Genomic DNA, 20737 nt, shown 5'->3' with positions numbered 1-20737 from the left:
TCATGGCTTCAGTTTCCGCTAAAGACGTCCTGACGAAACCGATTTTTGCCAACAACCCGATCGGCCTGCAGATCCTGGGGATCTGTTCTGCGCTGGCGGTCACGTCCAACCTCAATACTGCCCTGGTCATGAGCCTGGCGGTTATCGCGGTGACGGCGTTCGCGAACTTTTTCGTCTCGTTGATTCGCAACCACATCCCGAGCAACATCCGCATCATCTGCCAGATGACGATCATTGCGTCGCTGGTTATCGTGGTGGATCAGTTCCTCAAGGCCTATGCCTATGATGTGTCCAAGCAGCTGTCGGTGTTCGTCGGCCTGATCATCACCAACTGTATCGTCATGGGGCGCGCCGAAGCCTTCGCCATGAAAAATACCCCGGGAATCGCCTTCCTGGACGGTATCGGCAATGGCCTGGGCTACGGCGTGGTGCTGATGTTTGTCGGTACCATCCGTGAGCTGCTGGGTGCGGGTTCCCTGTTCGGTGTCGAAATTCTGCCGCTGGTCAACAACGGTGGCTGGTACCAGGCCAATGGCCTGCTGCTGCTGCCGCCAAGCGCGTTTTTCATTATCGGCATATTTATCTGGATCGTGCGCTCCTGGAAGAAAGACCAGGTCGAGGCGCCGGAATACGTGCTGGCCCCCAATAGCAAGCAGGAGGCGGTGTAATCATGGAACAGCTGATTAGCCTTTTCGTTAAGGCCGTTTTCGTTGAAAACATGGCGCTCGCCTTCTTCCTGGGGATGTGTACCTTCCTCGCGATTTCGAAGAAGGTGCAGACGGCGATTGGCCTGGGTATCGCGGTTATCGTGGTACTGGCCATCACCACGCCGATCAATAACCTGATCTTCAACCATCTGCTGCGTGAAGGTGCACTGGCCTGGGCCGGTTATCCCGACGTGGACCTGAGCTTCCTCGGCTATATCTCGTACATCGGCGTTATCGCGGCGATCGTGCAGATCCTCGAGATGTTCCTCGACAAGTTCGTACCGGTGCTTTACAACGCCCTGGGTGTGTTCTTGCCGCTGATTACCGTGAACTGCGCCATCATGGGTGCTGCACTCTTCATGGTAGAGCGTGACTACAACTTCAGCGAAAGCGTGGTCTACGGAGTGGGTGCCGGTACGGGCTGGGCTCTGGCCATCACGGCGCTGGCGGGTATTCGCGAAAAGCTGAAGTACAGCGACGTGCCGGCTGGACTGCGTGGCCTGGGCATCACCTTCATTACTGTGGGTCTGATGTCTCTGGGTTTCATGTCCTTCTCCGGCGTGCAGCTGTAAGGAACATGATGAACACAAGGGTGGATCAAGCCAATGAATGCTGAAATCGTACTCGGCGTTGTCATGTTTACCGCGGTGGTGTTGGCACTGGTCGCGGTTATCCTGGCAGCCCGTTCAAAGCTCGTAAGCTCCGGTAACGTCAATATCGAGATTAATGGCGACCCGGAAAAAACCATAACGGTCCCGGCCGGCGACAAGCTGTTGTCGACCCTGGCTGGCGCTGGCATCTTCGTTCCCTCCGCCTGTGGCGGCGGCGGTACCTGTGCCCAGTGCAAATGTATCGTGGAAGAGGGCGGTGGCTCCATGCTGCCGACCGAAGAGTCACACTTCACCCTGCGTGAAGGCAAGCAGGGCTGGCGTCTGTCGTGCCAGGTTGCCGTCAAGCAGGACCTGAAGATCGAACTCGAAGACGATGTCTTCGGCGTGAAAAAGTGGGAGTGCACCGTCGAGTCCAACCCCAACGTCGCCACTTTCATCAAGGAGCTGACGCTGCGTCTGCCTGAAGGTGAAAACGTCGACTTCCGCGCCGGTGGTTATGTGCAGCTCGAGGCTCCGGCCCACGAAGTGCACTACAAGGACTTCGATATCGAAGAGGAATACCGCGCAGACTGGGACAAGTTCAATGTCTGGCAGTATGTCTCCAAGGTTGACGAGCCGGTTATCCGTGCCTACTCCATGGCCAACTATCCGGAAGAAGTGGGTATTGTGAAGTTCAATATCCGCATCGCCTCGCCGCCGCCGGGTACCAGCTTCCCGCCGGGCAAGATGTCGTCCTATGTCTTCGGCCTCAAGCCCGGTGACAAGATCGATGTCTACGGTCCCTTCGGTGAGTTCTTCGCCCAGGAAACCGACAACGAGATGGTGTTTATCGGTGGTGGTGCCGGCATGGCGCCGATGCGCTCGCACATCTTCGACCAGCTCAAGCGTTTGAACTCCAAGCGCAAGATCAGCTTCTGGTACGGCGCGCGCTCCATGCGTGAAGCCTTCTACGGCGAAGAATACGATCAGCTGGCCGCGGAGAACGAGAACTTCAACTGGCATCTGGCGCTGTCGGATCCCCAGCCTGAAGACAACTGGGATGGCTACACCGGCTTTATCCATAACGTGTTGTATGAAAACTACCTGCGCGATCACGAAGCGCCGGAAGATTGCGAGTACTACATGTGCGGGCCGCCGATGATGAACGCGGCGGTTATCCAGATGCTGGTGGATCTGGGTGTGGAGCGTGAAAACATCTATCTCGACGACTTCGGTGGTTGATGGATGGTCGCTTCTGTGCCGAAGCTGACAACAAAATGGCCAGCAGCTTCCCTGCTGGCCATTTTGTTTGTGTGGCAGCTTGTTTTAGCGGGTTGCAGCCGCGAACCCGAAAGCCAGGTGCTGAGTGTCTCTGGCGCGACCATGGGCACGACCTACACGGTAAAATGGGTGTCGTCGGAGCCTGACAGCGTTGCGCACATCGGTCCGCGGCTGGAGCAATCCCTGCTGGCGGTGAATCAGGCGATGTCCACCTATATCGAAGACTCGGAACTGTCCCGTTTTAACCAGGCCGGTGCCGGTTTTGGCACCGAAGTGTCGGCGGGCCTGTTTGAAGTGCTGCAGCTGGCGCAAAGCATCAGTGAAAGCACCCAGGGGGCTTTTGATGTTACCGTGGGGCCTCTGGTTAATCTTTGGGGCTTCGGGCCTGATGGCCGCGTAACGCACGCGCCGGAGCAGGCGCAGATCGATGCGGCACGCCAGCGGGTGGGCTACCAGCGTCTGCAGCTGGAAGCACAGACCCTGCGGGTCACCAAGGAGGTGGATCTGTACGTCGACCTGTCGGCGATCGCCAAGGGGTACGGCGTTGACGAGCTGGCGCGGGTGATGGAGCACGAGGGTATCGAAAGCTACCTGGTGGAAATCGGTGGAGAGCTGCGCGCCCGTGGTCTCAAGCCCGACGGTAATGGCTGGCGTATTGCCATCGAAAGCCCGGTGGATACCGGGCGCGAGGTGCAGCGCGTGATCACGCTGCATGAGACGGGTGTTGCGACTTCCGGTGATTACCGTAATTATTTCCAGGAAGGCGGGGTGCGTTTTTCCCATACCCTGGACCCGCTCACAGGAAGGCCGATCAGGCACCAGCTGGCGTCGGTGACGGTGCTGAGTCCCACCTGTGCCGAGGCGGATGGTCTGGCCACGGCCCTGACAGTCATGGGCGATGAACGCGGCTACCAGTATGCAGTTGACAACCAGATAGCCGCCTTCTTTATCATCAAGTCGGAGGCGGGCTTTGTGGAGCGCATGACGCCGCAATTCGAGCAATACCTGAGCAACTGAGGTGCTCGGTAGCGCAATTGACCATGCCAGCGCCTGTGCGCCTGTGCGCATGACGCTGTAGTACGAGCAGTACCTGAGTGGTTGAGGTGCTCGGCAGCGCAATTTTGACCCTGTAATACCCAAGTAACTGAGGTGTTCTGATGGATACAATGATTTTGACCTTTGTGGTGCTCGGCACCGTGATTCTGGCCATGTCCGTGGGTGTGCTGCTGGGGCGCAAGCCCATCGCCGGTTCCTGTGGCGGCATGGGTGCCATGGGCGTGGAGACCGTGTGCGACATCTGCGGCGGTAACCCGAACAAGTGCGATGAGGAACAGCAAAAGACCGACCGTGCCAAGACACTGGCGGCCATGGCGTACGAGGTTAAGGCGTAGCAGCCAGTCGGATTTAGCGCTGATCTGCTGCGGAAAAGCCGTTTCCCTTGCAAAAGGAGTGGTCATTTTTTGCGCTCTTTCTTATTGAGTTGAATCACTACTCGCCTCAAAAGAGCTCAAAAACTGCCCCAGAACGAACTTATCCCCGCTACGATCGGTCAAGCCCGGCAGGCTGCTCAGTCAGGGACTTTAAGCGCCCACAGTGATGTTATTTCAATATACGAAGGGGAAGCGAATGGCAGTGTATGACTATGACGTCATTGTGATCGGGTCCGGGCCTGCGGGTGAAGGCGCGGCCATGAATTCGGTCAAGAAGGGACGCCGCGTGGCGGTGATAGAAGAGCAGGACCTGGTGGGTGGCAACTGTACCCACAAGGGGACAATTCCTTCCAAAGCGCTGCGTCATTCCGTGAAGCAGATCATCGAATTCAATACCAACCCCATGTTCCGCGATATCGGCGAGCCGCGCTGGTTTTCGTTTCCCATCGTGCTGAACCGTGCCGAAAAGGTGATTGCCAACCAGGTGATGCTGCGTACCAACTTTTACGCCCGCAACCGTGTTGACGTGTTCTTTGGTCGCGCCGAGTTTGCCGACAAGAACACCCTGATCGTGCGCGGTACCGCTAACGGTGATGAAACGCTGCGCGCGCGCAATGTCGTGATCGCCACGGGGTCGCGTCCGTACTGCCCGCCGGATATCGACTTTGACCACCCGCGTATCTATAACTCCGATACCATCCTCAAGCTCAGCCATACACCGCGTACCATGGTGATTTACGGTGCCGGGGTTATCGGTTGTGAATACGCCTCCATCTTCGCCGGTCTTGGTGTCAAGGTTGACCTGATTGATCAGCGTGACCGCCTGCTGTCTTTCCTGGATGGCGAGATTTCCGATGCGCTGAGCTATCACCTGCGCAACAACGCCGTAAAGATTCGCCATAACGAAGAGTACGAATCCGTGGTGGCGGATCAGGGCGGCGTGATCATGACGCTCAAGTCCGGCAAGCGCATTCATTCCGATGCCTTCCTGTGGTGCAACGGCCGCACCGGCAATACCGATGGGCTGGGGCTGGACAAGATTGGCCTGGTGGCGAACGGTCGTGGCCAGCTGGAGGTGGATGATCACTACCGCACCGGCTGCGAAGGCATTTACGCCGCGGGTGATGTGGTGGGCTGGCCGAGCCTGGCTTCAGCCGCGCTGGATCAGGGGCGTGCGGCGGCGGGGGATTTGCTCAGCTGCGAAGATTTCCGCTACATCAACGAAGTGCCGACCGGCATCTATACGCTGCCGGAAATCAGCTCCCTGGGCAAGACCGAGGAAGAGCTGACGGCCGAGTGCGTGCCCTATGAAGTGGGTCAGGCGTTCTTCAAGGATACGGCCCGGGCGCAGATATCCGGTCAGACGGTGGGCATGCTCAAGCTGCTGTTCAACCGCGATACGCTGGAGATTCTCGGGATTCACTGCTTTGGTGACCATGCATCGGAAATCGTCCATATCGGCCAGGCGATCATGGCGCAGAAGGGCGAGGCCAACACCCTGAAGTACTTTATCAATACCACCTTCAATTACCCGACCATGGCGGAAGCCTACCGTGTAGCGGCCATCTCCGGCCTGAACCGGATCAGCAATATCTGACGCCATTGCGTTAATCGCAGGCCCCGGCTGCAGCCCATGCTGTGCCGGGGCCTGCTTGTATCTGGGTTCTTTGGCCTGTTTTTTCTTGTCCCTTGTCCCTTGTCCCTTGTCCCTTATTGCCTGTCGCGCATCAGTTGCGCGCTTTGTCATGCGCATGGCTGATCGGCAGCGCTGTATCATCGATATCCAGCAGATCCAGCACCAGCCGTGCCGCATAGGCATCGTTGCCGGCGTAGAGCAACTGGTTTTCTTTCAGTTCCGGCAAAGCCCAGTTGGACATGGCGACGGATTTCGATTTCTGAAATTTCTGCTGCAGCAGTACGGCGATGGCGGCCTTGACGCCCAGTTCCCGGCGGTACCCCTGGCGGCGGAATACCTGATCCAGATCCAGCAGCGCGTTGGGCGTAATGCCGAGTCGGCGACGGATATGGCTGCGGTCCGAGCGCAGCCCGAAGCCGACCTTGACGGTGTCCGCCGACTGCAGAATGCGGCACAGCTGCTCGCAGCAGTGCTCGCGCCAGAGCTGGAAGATGTAGGCGTGCTTGAGGGTTGTCAGCTGCACCACGTGGGGGCCGCGGGAGGTCTCGCCCTTGTCGAAGGTGGGTTTGGATTCCGTATCGAAACCGATATAGCGCTGTTGCAGCAGATCCCGGGTGGCTGCCGCAAAGTCTTCAGGGCTGCGCGGCACCCGGATTTGGGCAAGCTCGAGCCCTTTAAAGGGAGGCAATAGAGCAATATCAGCCTTGCCAGGGGCTTCACGTTCTTCGCGTTTCACCGGGGTTACCTGTCGTTCGGAGGAGGGCTATCCAGCCAGGCTAGTTGCGCGGGCTGTCCGTGAGTACGGCAATATACAGGTCTTCGACCTTTTTGCGTGCCCAGGGGGTGCGCCGCAGGAACTTGAGGCTCGATTTGATAGAGGGGTCCTGGGTAAAGCAGCGAATGTCGATGCGATCACCCAGTTCGTCCCAGCCGTAGTGTTCAACCAGTCGGGTGACAACCTGTTCGAGGGTAATGCCGTGCAGCGGGTTGTTAGGTTGCGGATGGTTCATGGCAGTAGCGGGATCCTTGTGGCAATACGGGGCAGAGCGCAATGAGCGAGGATTGTACCACCCTGGCGCCCGCTGCGGCTGCCCCTGGGCGCTGTTCAGCCCGGGCGGAAGTAGCCTTGGGTATCCGTGTGCCAGTCATTGAACTGGGCGGCAGGCATGGGGCGGGCCATGAAGTAGCCCTGGGCGACATCGCAGCCTAGCTCGCGCAGCAGTTCGAAGGCTGTTCGGGTTTCCACGCCCTCGGCGACGACCTGTATGCCCAGGTCGTGGGCCATGTTGATCGCTGCCCTGACGATCGGGGCGGAGGATGAGTTGCGCGCCAGTGATTTGATAAAGGACTGGTCGATCTTGAGCATGGAAACCGGCAGCGCATCCAGGTATTGCAGCGATGAATAGCCGGTGCCGAAGTCATCGATTGAGAGGGTGATGTTGGCGTTGGCCAGGCGTGTCAGTTCGGCCGTGGTGCGTTCAAAATCGAGCATGAAGGCGCCTTCGGTGATTTCCAGTTCCAGCAGGGCGCCGTCGACCTGGTGCTTGTCCAGCAGGCTAAGTACGCTATCGACAAAGTTGGGGTCCAGCAGGTTGCGGGTGGATACATTCACGGCCACGCTCAGGGTCAGGCCCTGTGCTTGCCAGGTCACGAGTTGCGCGAGGGCTGTATCTATGGCCCAGGCGGTGAGCTGGTCGATCAGGGTGCTGTGCTCGGCGCGGGGGATGAAGCGTCCGGGAGGGATGGAACCGCGTTCGGGATGCTGCCAGCGCATCAGCGCCTCAACGCCGAGCACGGCGTCGCTCAGCAGGCAAATTTTTGGCTGGTAGTGCAGGGTCAGCTGGTTGCTGCCCAGGGCTGTTTTCAGTTCGGCCAGCAGTTCGAGGGTGTCCTGGTTGCTGGCGGCGTCCAGCTCGGGCGTAAAGCGCACCCAGCGCTGCGAGCGTTCAGCGGCTCGGCGCAGTGCAGTTTCAGCCTGTCGCAGACAGGTTTCGGGGTCTTCATTCGGGCCGGGAAGGGTCGTATATCCTGCGGTGATATCAGCGTGAATGGACAGGGTATCAAAGCGGAAGGGGCGGCTAAAAGCGTCGCTCAGCTGGGTCAGGCGCTTTTCAATGCCGCAGTTCGATGCTGATGTCAGGGTGACTGCTAGCTGATGGGCATTGACTCTGTAGGTCCTGATATCGCCGGCCTCCATGTTCTGCAGGCGCCTGGACAGTTGCAGAATGATTTCGTCGCTGACTTCGGGTCCGTATGCGGTTTCCATTTCCAGCATGTTCTCCACCGATATCATGGCCAGATAGCCCTGCTCTGAGTGCTGGCTCGGATCCGGGGCGGCATTCAGGTGGGTCAGCAAGGCCTGGCGGTTCGCCAGTGTGCTGCTGCTGTCGTGGTACCTGAGCCACTGGATGTGGCTCAGGTAGCGCTGCACGCAGTCTCTGGCGGTGCCGCAGAAAGCGCCGGCCATGATAAAAAAGCCGCCGCGGTACAGCCAGTTGAGGGTTTGCTGTGCCTCGCCGGTGCTGACATCGATGGGCATGAAGGGGCCGAGGGCCAGCGCTGCCAGTGCCCCGGTGAGGGCGCCGCCGGGCATGCCGTAAATAAAGCCGGCCAGCAGTATTACCAGGTACATGGAGTGTGCGTAGACATATTTGACGCCGCCGGTGGCGTAGACAAGGCCATAGACGGCGGCGGTGAGCAGCAGCAGGAGGGGGATGGCGCCGAGGTGGATCTGTGCCTGGTATCGCTGCACCCAGCTCAGAAGTCGGGGAGGCGCGGGGCCTGCGTGGCGCTCGCTGGCAACGCAGGCGTGCTTGGAGCTGGGGGACTGTATTCTGTCGTACGAGGGCTGCCTGGTATTCATAACATCCTGTTGTATAGCAGTGGGGCTGGCGTGAGTTCCATTGTTGGCCGGCGTGACGCTCTACAGTGTAGCTGATGGTTTTTGGCAGCTGCGTCTAGTCGTCCTTGTCCGGGTCTGGCCGGTAGTAGCTGTCTTCATAGTAGCGGCCACGAATGTCCAGGCGGCGTTCAACCCAGCGGTTGTAGAGCTTCCAGATAAAGAATCCCGGGATCATGACGATGGCAATGCCGAGCATCAGGCCGGCGCCGGCATGGGAGCTGGGTACCAGGCTGATGACCCAGTCAAGGGCCCCCAGCTGTTTGAACAGCAGGTACCACAGGCCGAGAAAAACGAGCCCCAGGGCGGTGGCGATGTGATGTAGCAGTTTTTTGTTGGCGGGTGTCATGGCGGGCCTGGTCGGTGTTATGGGTGCTGGTAGCAATGAATGCGCAAGCTGGGAATAAAGGGTTCGGGGTCGATGCGGGCATCCGAGCGTTCGGCGCGCTGGCGAGCGCTGGGCGGTTCGAGCTCCGGCCTGTTGTGTTGTGGCAAGGCTGCGCCGGCGGCCAGCGGAAATAGCAGCGGCAGCGGACAGTTGCGTGCCTGGCGCAGCCAGCTGGCGTCCTGTTTCCAGGCGATGTTGGCGCGCATCACCGGTACCTGGGTCTGTAGCTGCGCCAGCGGCGTATCGGCACTTAGGGGAGAGAGTCGTGCCAGCTGAATCTGTATATGGGGCTGGCTTTGGTCGAGCTTGAGCAGCATTGCCATGGCATCGGCGGCTGTCAGGCGCCGAATGCTGCGCCCGCTGCAATACCAGTTGAACCCGATGCGAGTCGGCGTGCGCTCCAGTATGGGTATCTGGCGATAGCACTGCTTGAGATGAATGCGGCCCAGGCCCTGCCGGCTGAGCATTTCGCCCAGCAGGCTGCTGCGGTGAGCCAGCTGTATGGGTAGCTCGCGCAAATGATGTGCGTTCAGGCTGCTGGCGGCTTGCTGAAAGGCGGCTTTGTGCGCGTTCAGGGTCTGGGCGCTGGCGAGCAGGCTGTCGTCGGCGCCGATCAGGCCGTGCCGGCTGCGGGTGCGGCGCCCGTCCTGGCCGTCCTTGTACCAGATGTCGGCGATCAGGCTGCTGGCAAAGTCCCGCTCGCTGCTGTTGCTTTCACTATCATGGCGGGGTATCCAGAGCGCGCGATCGCTCTGGCGCAGCTGCGTACAGAATGCGATGAGGCTCAGATTCAGTTTGTCGAATGATTCCAGCAGCTCGCTGGCGAGCGGCTGGCTGCAGGGGGCGGGCCTATCAGGCATCGGCATTGAGCTGACGCTGGCGTTCCTGTGCCTGGGCTTCCAGAACGAAGCGGGCCAGCAGGGTGCGGCAGCTTTCCGGCATCTTGATAAACTCGAGACCGATCAGGTGCTCGCCCTCAAGGGCTTCGTTGCGTTGCACGGTGGCGTATAGCAGCAGGCCCAGCAGGCTGTGGGGAAAGATCAGCTTCAGAGCCAGGTGCTGGCCGAGCGGCAGATCATCCTCGCAGTCGAAGGAGAGGCCGCCTTCGCTCAGGTTGATGTTGTGCATACGCAGGGAACCGGTGTCTTTAAGCTCTTCAGCCACCAGGCTGCGGGCGATACGGTTCACCTTGTCGTCCAGAAGCTTCAGGTAGGCGGAGACTTCGGGCTGTTTTTCGCCGATTTTACGCAGCAGGTGGCCGGTGTCGCTATCCATCGCCTGAAGCTCGCTGAGCAGCAGGAAATGCGCAGGAACGTTGAACTGGTAGGGGCGAGCATTGGCCATGACTTCGGCTTCGGACACCCGTTTGTACTCGATTGCGACCTGGTGCTCGATGCGGTAGAACTGGCGCCGATCCTGGACCATTGGATACTCTCCCGATGTTCTTTTTCTGCTCGTGAGAATAACAACATTGCGCTGATTTTGTTAGAGTTAATCCCCCCTCACTGTGGTTTAATCCCGCGCATGTTCAGACCCTTTTCTCTTTACGTTGGCCTGCGTTATACCGGTGCCAAGCGTAGCAATCATTTTATTTCCTTTATTTCCCTGGTTTCGATGCTCGGGCTGATGCTCGGTGTTGCGGCGCTGATCCTCGTGCTGTCCGTGATGAACGGCTTTGACCGGGAGCTCAAGCAGCGCATCCTCGGGATGGTGCCCCATGCCACCATCGCCGGCTACGGCGAGCCATTGCAGTCCTGGGAGCGGGTGGCCGATGACATCGCCCGGCAGCCCGGTGTGCTGGGCACTGCACCCTATATCCAGGCGCAGGGCATGCTTACCCAGGGTGGCAGCGTGCACGGTGTCCAGGTCACGGGCATTGACCCGGTACGAGAGAACCAGGTGTCCATCATCGGCGAGCACATGCGCGCGGGGAGCCTGGCGGCGCTGGGCAATGAGCGCTTTGGTATCGTGCTGGGTGCCATTCTGGCGCGCTCTCTTGGGGTGGGGCCCGGCGATAAAGTAACCCTGGTCCTGCCCGAAGCCTCGGTCAGCGTGGCAGGTGTTGTGCCGCGCATGAAGCGATTCACCGTGGTGGGCGTGTTTGAGGTCGGGGCCGAGCTCGACGCGAACCTGGCGTACATCAGTCTGGAGGATGCCGCAGTCATCACGCGCCAGGGCAATGGTGTGGACGGTATACGGCTGCGTTTTGACGATCTGTTCGATGCGCCGGCGGCGGTGCGCCAGATTGCGTCGGGCCTGAGTGGTCCCTACCTGGTCAGCGACTGGACCCGTTCCCACGGCAACCTGTTCCAGGCGATTCAGATGGAAAAACGCATGATCGGCCTGCTGCTGTTTTTGATCGTCTTCGTGGCGGCATTCAATATTGTTTCAACCCTGGTGATGGTGGTGACGGACAAAAAGGCGGATATCGCCATTCTGCGCACCCTGGGGGCAACCTCCGGGCGCATCATGCGTATTTTCATGGTGCAGGGCTGCCTGATTGGCACCATCGGTACCTTGTTGGGTACGGGCCTGGGTGTATTGCTCGCGCTGACGGTCACGGACCTGGTGGCCTGGATGGAGCGGGTGCTGGGCATTCAGTTTCTGTCCGCCGATGTCTACTTCATCAGCTACCTGCCCTCGCAGCTGCAGTGGGACGATGTGACACTGATCTGTTCCGCAGCCCTGACCATCGGCTTTCTGGCGACCCTGTATCCGGCCTGGCGGGCGTCCCGAACCGAACCTGCGGAGGCTTTGCGCTATGAGTAACTGGGTAATGAATGCACAGGGGATCGCCAAGGCGTACAGCGAAGGCGGCACTTCGTTGCAGGTGCTTGAAAACGTGCAGCTGCAGATCGAGCGTGGCGAACGGGTGGCGATCATCGGCAGCTCCGGCTCGGGCAAAAGCACGCTGATGAATATCCTCGGCGGGCTGGACCATCCGAGCGATGGCACGGTTGAGGTGGGTGGCGAGGACCTCTACGCGGTGGCCGAGCGCCAGCGCTGTGATATCCGCAACCGGGTGCTGGGCTTCGTGTATCAGTTTCACCACTTGCTGCCTGAATTCAGCGCGCTGGAAAACACCGCCATGCCGTTGCTGATTCGGGGCACGGCAGTGCCGCAGGCGAGAGCCGCGGCCGAGAGGGTGCTGCAGGCGGTGGGGCTGGGCAAGCGGCTGGGTCATCGGCCGGCACAGCTCAGTGGCGGTGAGCGTCAGCGCGTTGCCATCGCCAGAGCGCTGGTCACGGAGCCCGCCTGCGTGTTGATGGACGAGCCGACCGGCAACCTGGATCGCAACACGGCGGCTGACGTCCAGGCCCTGATGGATGATCTCAACCGGCGCACCGGTGTGTCCTTTATCGTGGTAACCCACGATCTGGAGCTGGCCTCGCGCATGGATCGCAAGCTTGAATTGCGCGATGGCAGCCTGTTTCCCGCCTGATCGCCTGATCTTCCTGCGGGCGCCTTGCCCGGCATAAAAAAACGACAGCCCGTGCTGTCGTTTTTTATGCCTGTGCGGTTCTGCCTTTCGGTCGCCGGCAGGCTGAGGGCTACTTGCGGTTCTTGCGCTCCCGGTGGCGCTTTTTCCAGCTGTTGTGTACATGGCGAATCCAGAAGAGCTGAACCGCGGCATAGCCCAGCAGGGAAAACACCAGACCGCAGAGCACGGAGCCAAGCAGCAGGGGCCACCAGACCGCCGATATCTCGGCGCCCAGGCTGTGCAGGGAAAATTCGAATACCACCGGTTTTACCGGGGCGCCCAGAATCTGGGAGCCGACCAGGTATGCGAAATAAAATACCGGCGGCATGGTCAGCGGATTGGTAAGCCAGACCAGGCTGACGGAAATGGGCAAGTTGGAGCGGGCAATCACGGCAATGATGGCGGCCGCGAGCATCTGCAGGGGGATCGGCAGGAAGGCGCAGAAAATGCCCACCATGGCTGCGCGGGAAACGGATTTTCGGGTCAGGTGAAACAGGTTGGGGTCGTGGAGATGGTCACCGAGCCAGCTCAGGGTTCGGTGGCTGCGAAACCGGTGCTCGTCGGGCATATACTTCTTGATCAGCTTGCGAGGCATAGGTGTCGCACTTTGATTGCAGTCTCGGAGGGGTTCTATTATGCATTCAGGTCTAACGTAAGCCAACCCGACAGGATCAAGGATGATCTACTACATAGCGGGAATTGTGCTGGCGGCCCTGTTGCCGCAGCTGCCCGCGGGTTACCTGTTGCTGCTTTTGTGTCCGCTGTTGCTGTGCAATCGCTGGCGTCGCCGCACCGCGCCCCTGTGGCTCGGCTTTTTGCTGGCCGTCAGCTATGGCCACTGGCAGTTGTGGCACCGGCTGGATGTGCGACAAGCCAGTGCGGAACATCGCCTTGGCGGCGAAGTCACCGGGCTGCCGGAGGTGCGGGGCGAGGTGCAGCGCTTCGAGCTGCGGGTCACGTCCGCAGAGGGTACGCGCGTACGCCTTGTGCGCCTGAGTGATTACGGCCTGCTTCCGGCGTTACAGCCCGGTGACCGGGTTACCCTCAGTGCGCGCTTGAAGCCACCCCACGGTCTGTGGAATCCCGGTGGCTTCGATTACGAGTTCTGGGCGCTGATGCGGGGCATAGATGCCGTGGGCTATGTGCGCCAGTTGCATGCCGTGCGCCCGGCGCGCTGGACGCTGGACAGGGTGCGCGCCGATTTGGGCGGGCGGTTGTCCGAGGGTTTGCCCGGTCCTGGGGTCGCGGCGCTGGCCCGTGCCTTTCTGATCGGTGACGGGTCGCGTCTTGGGAGTACGGACTGGGAGCGGCTGCGTCGCACCGGCACCGTGCACCTGGTGGTGGTCAGCGGTCTGCATATCGCCATTGTTGTGGCACTGGGGTGGCTTCTGGGGCATGGCTTGCTGTGGCTCTGGCCGGCGTCCAGGCTGGGTGCGCCGTTGCTGCGTTTGGTGCCCGTGTCACTGGCGCTGCTGCTCAGCGGTGCCTATGTCCTCCTGGCCGGTGCCGGCATTGCCACCCTGCGGGCCTGGGTGATGGCCGCGGCCTTGCTGCTATCGGCATTCTGCCTGGTGCAGCTGAGCCTGTGGCAGCGCTGGTGGCTGGCGCTTGCCGTGGTGCTGACGCTGCAACCGCTGGCAGTCCATGCGCCGGGGCTCTGGCTGTCGTTCGGTGCCGTGGGGATACTGCTGGTGCTGGCGTCATTGCGCGCAGTCCAGCCCCTGTGGCGGCGGTTACTGGGGGCGCAGTTGGCTATCTTCTGCCTGATGACGCCGCTGTTACTGAACTGGTTCGGCCAGATATCCCTGGTGGCGCCGCTGGTCAACCTGGTGGCCATCCCGCTGTTGCCGTTTCTGGTGCTGGGTCTGGTGCCGGTGCTGCTTGGCCTCTGGTGGGGTCTCGCCCTGCCTGCGGACCTGTATGCGGCGGTGCTGGGGTGGCTGTGGCAGGGGTTGGGCCTTGTCGAGCAGCTGGTGATGGCCCAGGATACGCCCTTTGCCGGGCCCCTGCCGGTGCCCCACGCGGCACTGCTGGTGCCGGCTGTGCTGGCCGCCCTGGCGATGGTGTTGCCCCTGGGGTGGCGGGTGCGGGTGCTGGCCGTCATGGTCTGGTCGCTGGCGCTCTTTGGTGGCGGGCCTGCGCCGGTGCAACCGGGGTTTCGCGCCTGGGTGTTCGATGTGGGGCAGGGGCTGGCGGTCTGGGTGCAGGCGGGTGAGTACCGCCTGCTGTATGACACCGGGCCTGGTTATCGCAATGGCGGCGCGGCGTTTGAGCGCACGCTGTTGCCCTATCTGCAGCGCCAGGGCGAGGGGGCGCTGGATCGCTTTGTGATTAGCCATGCGGACAACGATCATGCCGGCGGGCGGGCGCAGGTACTGCGGGCGCTGTCGGTGGGGCGCCGGGAGTCCGGCAGTCTGCGCCTGCAGCGCGAGGAGGGTTATCAGCCCTGTGTCGCCGGGCAGCATTGGCGCTGGGCAGGAGTGGACTTTCGCTATCTTCACGGGGGACAGGGCGCGAGTGAAAATGACCAGTCCTGCGTCTTGCTGATCGAGGATGCTGGCTGTCGCCTGTTGCTGACCGGGGATATAGAGGCCGGGGTTGAGCAGGCGCTGGTGCGTCGTGGCGTTCTGGCGCCGGTGACCTGGCTGGTGGCGTCCCACCATGGCAGTCGCAGCTCTTCCTCGGAGGCCTTTCTGGCGCAGCTGCAGCCTCGCTTCGGGCTTTTCAGTGCGGGTTTTCTTAACCAGTACGGCCACCCGGCCAGGGAGGTGGTTGCGCGCTTTGAAAAACAGGGCGCGGCGCTGTTCAATACCGCCGATTCAGGTGCGCTTGAACTGGTTGCCGACGGTGCCGGGGGCTGTCGGACCAGGCCCTGGCGCGGGGTGAAAAAGCGTTATTGGTCAGCGGGTTAATGACCTACTTTTGGCAGGGGAGCTATGATAAAGTAGCCAGCATTCGAGCGGAGGGTGCAGGGTGTTTGAACTTCTCAAGGCCGGTGGCTGGCTGATGATCCCGATCGTGGCGTGTTCGGTGCTGGCACTGGCGATTTGTCTGGAGCGCCTGTGGGTGCTGCGTACGTCGCGCATTGCGCCGGGTGGCTTGCTGGGTGATATCTGGGACCAGATTCAGGGCAAGACACTCACGCCCGCCCAGATGCGTGAAATCAAGCAGCAGAGCCCGCTGGGGCGGATCATGGTGGCCGGCCTGAACAACGCCAAGCACGGCCGTGAAGTCATGAAGGAAAGCATTCTCGAGGCGGCCAGCCAGGTCATCCACGAGCTGGAGCGCTTTCTCAATCCCCTGGGCACTATCGCCGCAGTTACGCCCCTGCTCGGCCTGCTGGGCACTGTAATTGGCATGATCAAGGTCTTTACCGAGATCATGGTGCAGGGTACCGGCAATGCTTCGGTGTTGGCCGGTGGTATCTCGGAAGCCCTCATCACTACAGCCGCCGGTCTCTCGGTGGCGATTCCCACACTGATTTTTCACCGCTTTTTTCAGCGCAAGGTCGACTCTCTGGTCAAGGAAATGGAACAGGAGGCGGTCAAGCTGGTGGAAGTGGTGCATGGCGAGCGCGAAATCGACCATGTCTGATACGGCTGCCGCATTCGGTGTTTCCCCGCTGGGGTGTCGCGCGTGAAGTTCCAGCGCCGCAGCCAGGAAGAGGTTAGCGTCAACCTGACACCGCTGATCGATGTGGTGTTTCTGCTGCTGATCTTTTTTATGGTATCGACCACCTTTACCCGCGAAACCCACCTGCAGGTTGATTTGCCTGAAGCCAGTGGCGAGCCCGGCGAGGCATCGGCGCAGCTGCTGGAAGTGCTGATCGATGCCCAGGGGCGTTACAGTATTAATGGCAAGCCACTGGTCAACTCCCAGCCCGACACTCTGCGTCAGGCGTTGCGCCAGAGTGCCGGCGAAGAGCGGGACCGCCCGTTGCTGATTACCGCCGATGGCACCACGCCGCACCAGGCGGTGGTCACGGTGATGGATGTGGCCGGTCAGCTCGGCTTTGTACAGCTGAGCATCACCACCCGCGAACCCGGTTCACCCTGAACTCATGAATGCCTGGGTCAGGGGCTGGTACCAGGGTAGTGGCTGGTTGCGCTTGTTGCGACCGCTGGAATGGCTGTTTCGCACCCTGGTAAAGCGCCGTCGCGCACGCTTTCTCTCCCATCCCGAGCTCGTCTGGCAGCCGCCGGTGCCCGTCATTATCGTTGGTAATATTTCCGTGGGCGGTACCGGCAAGACCCCCCTGGTGCTGGCGCTGTTGCAATGCTTGCAGGCGGCGGGCTACCGGCCGGGTGTTGTCAGTCGAGGCTACGGCGCCCGGGCACCGCATTATCCCTGCCTGGTTGAGCCCGGTGCCAATGCCGCCGAGGTGGGGGACGAGCCGCTGCTGATTGTCGAGCGCAGTGGCTGTGCGCTGGTGATCGATCCGGACCGGGTCGCGGCGGCACGGTACCTGCTGGAGCAAACTGATACTGACCTGATTATCAGCGATGACGGCCTGCAGCATTACCGCCTGGGGCGCAATGTTGAAATTCTGGTGCTGGACAGCGAGCGCGGCCTTGGCAACGGGCGCTGCCTGCCTGAGGGGCCGCTGCGCGAGCCCGCGCAGCGCATGGAGTCTGTCGACCTGGTTGTGGTCAACGGCGACGGGCCCTTTCGCCCGGGTGGTGCCCATGTAATGCAGCTGGTGCCCGGTGCGTTGCGCTCACTCGATGGGAAACAGCAACAGCAGGCGGCCTCTTGGTCGCATTCAAGGCGGGTGCATGCCCTGGCCGGCATTGGCAACCCGCAGCGTTTTTTCGACAGCCTGCGTCGACTGGGCTTTGAGCCCATCCCCCACAGTTTTGCCGATCATCACGCCTTTAGTGCTGCGGATCTGGAGTTTGGTGATCAGTTGCCACTGATCATGACGGAAAAGGATGCGGTGAAGTGCCGCCACCTGGCGCCGGCCAACAGCTGGTACCTGCCCGTGGAGGCGCAGCTGGACGCGGAGTTTGAAACTGCGCTGCTGGCGCAGTTAAATAGACAAGGTCTTCCAGAGCCCGGATTGCGGGCGTCTGATGCTACTTCAAGTGAGAGGCAATGATGGATAGGAAACTGCTCGATATTCTGGTGTGTCCGGTGTCCAAGGCGTCGCTGCATTATCATGGGGCGACCGACGAGCTGTTCTGCAGTGCAAGTGGTCTTGCGTATCCGATTCGCGACGGCATTCCGGTGATGTTGGAGACCGAAGCCCGCAAGCTGACCGAAGCGGAGCGCGAGGCACTGAAAAAGCAGGTGCGCCCATGAGTTTTACGGTCATCATTCCGGCTCGCTTCGGATCCAGTCGCTTTCCCGGCAAGCCGCTGGCGGATATCGCCGGCAAACCCATGATTCAGCATGTGTTTGAGCGGGCCTGTCAGAGTGATGCCAGTCGTGTGCTGGTGGCCACCGATGATGTGCGCATCGCCGATGTGGCGCGCGGGTTTGGCGCCGAGGTGTGCATGACCTCGCCTGAGCACCCCTCCGGCACGGACCGTTTGCAGGAAGTCGTGGCGCAGCTGGGGCTGGACGCTGAGGAAATCGTGGTCAATGTGCAGGGTGATGAGCCACTGATTCCGCCGGTGATCATCAACCAGGTGGCTGCCAATCTCGCGGCCAACCCCCAGGCCGGTATCGCGACCCTGTCTGAACCGGTTGAGGATATTGCCGGTTTGCTGAACCCCAATGTGGTCAAGGTGGTGACGGATCGTTACGGCATGGCGCTGTATTTCAGCCGTGCCACCATTCCCTGGCCGCGCGATGCTTTTGGCAGTGCCGCCGGGCGTGAGGCCATGCCGGCGGGCTTTGCGTGGCAGCGTCATATCGGCATTTACGGCTACCGGGTGCAGCTGCTGAATGATTTTGTGCAGTGGCCCCCGGCGGCAATCGAGAATACCGAATGCCTCGAGCAGTTGCGCGCGCTCTGGAACGGTGCCCGTATCCATGTTGCGGTCGCGGCCGAGTTGCCGCCGCCGGGCGTGGACACGCCGGAAGACCTGGAGCGCCTGCGCCAATTGCTGGGCGGCCAGGCCTAACTGGCCGGGTCCGGGCGTCGGGGCTACGGGTCGGATTGCGGATAGTCGGCCTGGCTGCTGTCAGGGAGGGTCGTTATGCTGGCGCCGGCTGGGTTCAGCCGGTAGCATAGGCGCCTGTTATATTCAGTCGTAATCAGGGCAGCAATGAGCTATCAGGTGCTGGCGCGCAAATGGCGTCCGAAGCGTTTTCAGGAAATGGTGGGTCAGGAGCATGTGCTCAAGGCGCTGGTCAATGCGCTGGACGATGACCGCCTGCATCATGCCTACCTTTTTACCGGCACGCGGGGCGTGGGCAAGACCTCCATTGCCCGCCTGTTCGCCAAATCGCTGAACTGCGAGCGGGGCGTTTCATCGAACCCCTGTGGCGAGTGCAGTGCCTGCCGGGAAATCGCCGAAGGTCGCTTCGTTGACCTGATCGAGGTTGATGCGGCATCCCGCACCAAGGTGGAAGACACCCGCGAACTGCTGGAAAACGTGCAGTATGCGCCGACGCACGGCCGCTACAAGGTGTACCTCATCGACGAGGTGCACATGCTGTCGACTCACTCTTTCAATGCCTTGCTTAAAACGCTGGAAGAGCCGCCGCCCCACGTAAAATTCCTGCTGGCGACAACGGACCCGCAGAAGCTGCCGGTTACCATTCTGTCGCGCTGCCTGCAGTTCAATCTCAAGAACATGATCCCCGAGCGCATCGTCGAGCATCTGCGATTTGTGCTGGGGGAAGAAAATATTCCGTTTGAAGACCCGGCCCTCTGGCTGCTGGCGCGCTCCGCCGACGGTTCCATGCGTGATGGCATGAGCCTGACCGATCAGGCCATCGCTTTCGGGGCCGGTCAGATCACGACGCTGGATGTCCAGGCGATGCTCGGCAGTATCGATCAGCTGCTGGTGAGCCGGCTGGTGGAATGCCTGTCTGCCCGGGATGCCAAGTCCTTGCTGGTCGCCGTGGCGGACCTGGCGCAGTTTTCGCCGGATTATGCCAGCGTGCTGGGTGACCTGATCAGTCTGCTGCACCGTGTCGCCATCGCCCAGGTGCTGCCGGATGCGGCCGATAACAGCCTGGGTGATCGCGAGCAGATACTGGCGCTGGCCGGCCAGCTGACGGCTGAGGATGTGCAGCTGTACTATCAGATCGCGTTGCTGGGGCGGCGCGATCTGCCCTATGTGCCGGATGCCCGGGAAGGTCTGGAAATGGTGCTGCTGCGCATGCTGGCGTTCCGGCCGGCCGGTGCGCCACTGCCTGCAGCGACAAGCTCCGGTACGAGTGTCAATGCGCCTGATACTGCGGCGCCGGATACGGCCGTGAAAGCCCAGGCCCAGCCGATAGCGCCAGCGTCAGACAATCGCGATGCCCCCGCTCGGGAGGGGGCGTTTGGCACCGGTGCACAGCAGGCCTCGCCTTCGCGCCAAGTGCCCGAACCGGTGGCTGAGGGTATTGCGCCACAGGCTTCGGCCTCTTTGGTGACGCCGGTGCCGGAACTGGGCGCCCAGGCGCGGGGTACGGTGCCGGAGAGAAGCCAGGCTGCGCCAGCCGCGGCATCCGGTGCGGCCGCGATGCCCGTCGGCCTGATGCAGGAGGCGCCGCCTGAATACGACGAATCTGATATTCCGTCCGGTTACGATCAAGACGACGATTCGTCTTTCCGGCGAGCGCCCACGGCAAAAAAGCCTGAATCCGGCGCCGGTGGCGCGGCCTCGCGGGCCGAAAATACGAATTCCGTAACACCTGAGCCGCCCCGGGCAGCAATGGCACCGCAGTCCCGTACTCTGTCGGCACCGGTGCGCGATAGCGTGCCGCCAAGAGTGCTGGTCAATCCACAGCCGCGGGGTGACAGCCCGCTCACCCTGGAGGCACTGCAGCCTGATGACTGGGTAGTGCTCTGCGCCAGCCTGGGGCTGGGGGGCATGACCGAGAGCCTGACGGTCAACCTGTCGCTGGAGGCTGTACAGGGGCAGACACTGCGGTTTCATTACACGGCGCAGCAGCAGGCGCTGCTGAACGAGGTTCAGCGCGAGCGCATCGGCAAGGCGTTGTGCGATTATTTTGCGGTGCCGCTTGAGGTAGAATTCGAATGTGCGCAGCAGCAGCGCGAAACGCCGCACCAGTTTGCCCAGCGCCAGCGTGAATTGCGCCAGGCTCGGGCGGTTGAGGCGATTCAGCAGGATTCGCTGGTGCAGGATATTGTGAAACAGTTTGATGCTCATATTGATATCGAGACCGTCGTACCGGTCGAACCGAATTGACTAGCGGAGGCAA

General features: G+C 61.2%; 22 protein-coding genes. 15 read left to right on the top strand and 7 right to left on the bottom strand.

All coding sequences use genetic code 11. The features are described 5' to 3' along the window. Positions 1-2: 2 nt before the first annotated feature. The 6 genes from KDW95_RS08435 to sthA all read left to right on the top strand — a co-directional run bounded on the left by KDW95_RS08435 (position 3) and on the right by sthA (position 5605). Positions 3-668 (top strand): NADH:ubiquinone reductase (Na(+)-transporting) subunit D, encoded by a 666-nt coding sequence (locus KDW95_RS08435; RefSeq protein WP_255855837.1) that lies wholly within the window; start codon positions 3-5, stop codon positions 666-668. A 2-nt stretch (positions 669-670) separates the two neighbouring features. Next, on the top strand, positions 671-1279 hold the full coding sequence (gene nqrE / locus KDW95_RS08430) for an NADH:ubiquinone reductase (Na(+)-transporting) subunit E (protein WP_255855836.1): 609 nt from the start codon (positions 671-673) through the stop codon (positions 1277-1279). Between the two features lie 33 nt (positions 1280-1312). Continuing rightward, entirely contained in the window at positions 1313-2539 is a 1227-nt protein-coding gene (nqrF, locus tag KDW95_RS08425; protein WP_255855835.1) for an NADH:ubiquinone reductase (Na(+)-transporting) subunit F, read from the top strand. A 117-nt stretch (positions 2540-2656) separates the two neighbouring features. Continuing rightward, entirely contained in the window at positions 2657-3595 is a 939-nt protein-coding gene (locus KDW95_RS08420; protein ID WP_255855834.1) for an FAD:protein FMN transferase, read from the top strand. 140 nt (positions 3596-3735) lie between these two features. Continuing rightward, a complete protein-coding gene (gene nqrM, locus KDW95_RS08415) occupies positions 3736-3969 on the top strand; it encodes a (Na+)-NQR maturation NqrM (protein WP_255855833.1) in 234 nt (77 codons plus the stop codon). A 235-nt stretch (positions 3970-4204) separates the two neighbouring features. Continuing rightward, a complete protein-coding gene (sthA, locus tag KDW95_RS08410; RefSeq protein ID WP_255855832.1) occupies positions 4205-5605 on the top strand; it encodes a Si-specific NAD(P)(+) transhydrogenase in 1401 nt (466 codons plus the stop codon). Positions 5606-5735: 130 nt separating this feature from the next. Here the strand turns inward: sthA and KDW95_RS08405 are convergent, their stop codons facing one another. From KDW95_RS08405 to KDW95_RS08380, 6 genes are all read right to left on the bottom strand, one after another. Further along, a complete protein-coding gene (locus KDW95_RS08405) occupies positions 5736-6380 on the bottom strand; it encodes a 3'-5' exonuclease (protein ID WP_255855831.1) in 645 nt (214 codons plus the stop codon). Positions 6381-6420: 40 nt separating this feature from the next. Next, on the bottom strand, positions 6421-6654 hold the full coding sequence (locus tag KDW95_RS08400) for a VF530 family DNA-binding protein (protein WP_255855830.1): 234 nt from the start codon (positions 6652-6654) through the stop codon (positions 6421-6423). Positions 6655-6749: 95 nt separating this feature from the next. Continuing rightward, the gene (locus KDW95_RS08395; RefSeq protein ID WP_255855829.1) at positions 6750-8507 is read right to left on the bottom strand and encodes a putative bifunctional diguanylate cyclase/phosphodiesterase; all 1758 of its coding nucleotides are present in this window, start codon (positions 8505-8507) and stop codon (positions 6750-6752) included. A gap of 94 nt (positions 8508-8601) precedes the next feature. Next, positions 8602-8892, bottom strand: a complete 291-nt coding sequence (locus KDW95_RS08390) for a hypothetical protein (protein WP_255855828.1) — start codon at positions 8890-8892, stop codon at positions 8602-8604. A 17-nt stretch (positions 8893-8909) separates the two neighbouring features. Continuing rightward, the gene (locus KDW95_RS08385; RefSeq protein WP_255855827.1) at positions 8910-9791 is read right to left on the bottom strand and encodes a DNA replication terminus site-binding protein; all 882 of its coding nucleotides are present in this window, start codon (positions 9789-9791) and stop codon (positions 8910-8912) included. Then, positions 9784-10356, bottom strand: coding sequence for a PilZ domain-containing protein (locus KDW95_RS08380; protein ID WP_255855826.1), 573 nt, complete (start codon positions 10354-10356; stop codon positions 9784-9786). The genes KDW95_RS08385 and KDW95_RS08380 overlap by 8 nt, the downstream gene beginning before the upstream one ends. A 99-nt stretch (positions 10357-10455) precedes the next feature. On the opposite strand from KDW95_RS08380, the gene KDW95_RS08375 reads away from it, so the two are divergent. Further along, complete coding sequence (locus KDW95_RS08375; RefSeq protein ID WP_255855825.1) at positions 10456-11700, top strand: lipoprotein-releasing ABC transporter permease subunit; 1245 nt, start codon at positions 10456-10458, stop codon at positions 11698-11700. Next, positions 11693-12373, top strand: a complete 681-nt coding sequence (locus tag KDW95_RS08370; protein ID WP_255855824.1) for an ABC transporter ATP-binding protein — start codon at positions 11693-11695, stop codon at positions 12371-12373. The genes KDW95_RS08375 and KDW95_RS08370 overlap by 8 nt, the downstream gene beginning before the upstream one ends. 109 nt (positions 12374-12482) lie before the next feature. Here the strand turns inward: KDW95_RS08370 and KDW95_RS08365 are convergent, their stop codons facing one another. After that, positions 12483-13007: a DUF2062 domain-containing protein gene (locus KDW95_RS08365; RefSeq protein ID WP_255855823.1), complete on the bottom strand. Its 525-nt coding sequence runs from the start codon at positions 13005-13007 to the stop codon at positions 12483-12485. Between the two features lie 82 nt (positions 13008-13089). On the opposite strand from KDW95_RS08365, the gene KDW95_RS08360 reads away from it, so the two are divergent. From KDW95_RS08360 to dnaX, 7 genes are all read left to right on the top strand, one after another. Next, a complete protein-coding gene (locus tag KDW95_RS08360) occupies positions 13090-15324 on the top strand; it encodes a DNA internalization-related competence protein ComEC/Rec2 (protein WP_255855822.1) in 2235 nt (744 codons plus the stop codon). Positions 15325-15385: 61 nt separating this feature from the next. Further along, positions 15386-16006 carry a MotA/TolQ/ExbB proton channel family protein gene (locus KDW95_RS08355; protein WP_255855821.1) on the top strand — a complete coding sequence of 207 codons (621 nt, stop codon included), beginning with the start codon at positions 15386-15388 and terminating at the stop codon, positions 16004-16006. Between the two features lie 42 nt (positions 16007-16048). Further along, the gene (locus tag KDW95_RS08350; RefSeq protein WP_255855820.1) at positions 16049-16468 is read left to right on the top strand and encodes an ExbD/TolR family protein; all 420 of its coding nucleotides are present in this window, start codon (positions 16049-16051) and stop codon (positions 16466-16468) included. Between the two features lie 4 nt (positions 16469-16472). Further along, positions 16473-17510 (top strand): tetraacyldisaccharide 4'-kinase, encoded by a 1038-nt coding sequence (lpxK, locus tag KDW95_RS08345; RefSeq protein ID WP_255855819.1) that lies wholly within the window; start codon positions 16473-16475, stop codon positions 17508-17510. Then, complete coding sequence (locus KDW95_RS08340) at positions 17507-17713, top strand: Trm112 family protein (protein ID WP_255855818.1); 207 nt, start codon at positions 17507-17509, stop codon at positions 17711-17713. The genes lpxK and KDW95_RS08340 overlap by 4 nt, the downstream gene beginning before the upstream one ends. Beyond that, the gene (kdsB, locus tag KDW95_RS08335) at positions 17710-18480 is read left to right on the top strand and encodes a 3-deoxy-manno-octulosonate cytidylyltransferase (protein WP_255855817.1); all 771 of its coding nucleotides are present in this window, start codon (positions 17710-17712) and stop codon (positions 18478-18480) included. Before KDW95_RS08340 ends, kdsB begins: the two co-directional genes overlap by 4 nt. Before the next feature lie 144 nt (positions 18481-18624). Then, positions 18625-20724, top strand: a complete 2100-nt coding sequence (gene dnaX / locus KDW95_RS08330; protein WP_255855816.1) for a DNA polymerase III subunit gamma/tau — start codon at positions 18625-18627, stop codon at positions 20722-20724. The last annotated feature ends 13 nt before the right edge of the window (positions 20725-20737 follow it).

Origin of the sequence: Marinobacterium rhizophilum, assembly GCF_024397915.1 — a bacterium.
In the GTDB taxonomy this organism is placed as follows: Bacteria; Pseudomonadota; Gammaproteobacteria; order Pseudomonadales; family Balneatricaceae; genus Marinobacterium_A; species Marinobacterium_A rhizophilum_A.
This window is presented reverse-complemented; position numbering and strand designations above follow the sequence as displayed.

Excerpts from the sequence above, each read along its gene's own strand:
- KDW95_RS08435 (WP_255855837.1), top strand. The coding sequence starts at position 3 with ATGGCTTCAGTTTCCGCTAAAGACGTCCTGACGAAACCGATTTTTGCC.
- nqrE (WP_255855836.1), top strand. The coding sequence starts at position 671 with ATGGAACAGCTGATTAGCCTTTTCGTTAAGGCCGTTTTCGTTGAAAAC.
- nqrF (WP_255855835.1), top strand. The coding sequence starts at position 1,313 with ATGAATGCTGAAATCGTACTCGGCGTTGTCATGTTTACCGCGGTGGTG.
- nqrM (WP_255855833.1), top strand. The coding sequence starts at position 3,736 with ATGGATACAATGATTTTGACCTTTGTGGTGCTCGGCACCGTGATTCTG.
- sthA (WP_255855832.1), top strand. The coding sequence starts at position 4,205 with ATGGCAGTGTATGACTATGACGTCATTGTGATCGGGTCCGGGCCTGCG.
- KDW95_RS08400 (WP_255855830.1), bottom strand. The coding sequence starts at position 6,654 with ATGAACCATCCGCAACCTAACAACCCGCTGCACGGCATTACCCTCGAA.
- KDW95_RS08395 (WP_255855829.1), bottom strand. The coding sequence starts at position 8,507 with ATGAATACCAGGCAGCCCTCGTACGACAGAATACAGTCCCCCAGCTCC.
- KDW95_RS08390 (WP_255855828.1), bottom strand. The coding sequence starts at position 8,892 with ATGACACCCGCCAACAAAAAACTGCTACATCACATCGCCACCGCCCTG.
- KDW95_RS08385 (WP_255855827.1), bottom strand. The coding sequence starts at position 9,791 with ATGCCTGATAGGCCCGCCCCCTGCAGCCAGCCGCTCGCCAGCGAGCTG.
- KDW95_RS08380 (WP_255855826.1), bottom strand. The coding sequence starts at position 10,356 with ATGGTCCAGGATCGGCGCCAGTTCTACCGCATCGAGCACCAGGTCGCA.
- KDW95_RS08375 (WP_255855825.1), top strand. The coding sequence starts at position 10,456 with ATGTTCAGACCCTTTTCTCTTTACGTTGGCCTGCGTTATACCGGTGCC.
- KDW95_RS08370 (WP_255855824.1), top strand. The coding sequence starts at position 11,693 with ATGAGTAACTGGGTAATGAATGCACAGGGGATCGCCAAGGCGTACAGC.
- KDW95_RS08365 (WP_255855823.1), bottom strand. The coding sequence starts at position 13,007 with ATGCCTCGCAAGCTGATCAAGAAGTATATGCCCGACGAGCACCGGTTT.
- KDW95_RS08360 (WP_255855822.1), top strand. The coding sequence starts at position 13,090 with ATGATCTACTACATAGCGGGAATTGTGCTGGCGGCCCTGTTGCCGCAG.
- lpxK (WP_255855819.1), top strand. The coding sequence starts at position 16,473 with ATGAATGCCTGGGTCAGGGGCTGGTACCAGGGTAGTGGCTGGTTGCGC.
- KDW95_RS08340 (WP_255855818.1), top strand. The coding sequence starts at position 17,507 with ATGATGGATAGGAAACTGCTCGATATTCTGGTGTGTCCGGTGTCCAAG.
- kdsB (WP_255855817.1), top strand. The coding sequence starts at position 17,710 with ATGAGTTTTACGGTCATCATTCCGGCTCGCTTCGGATCCAGTCGCTTT.
- dnaX (WP_255855816.1), top strand. The coding sequence starts at position 18,625 with ATGAGCTATCAGGTGCTGGCGCGCAAATGGCGTCCGAAGCGTTTTCAG.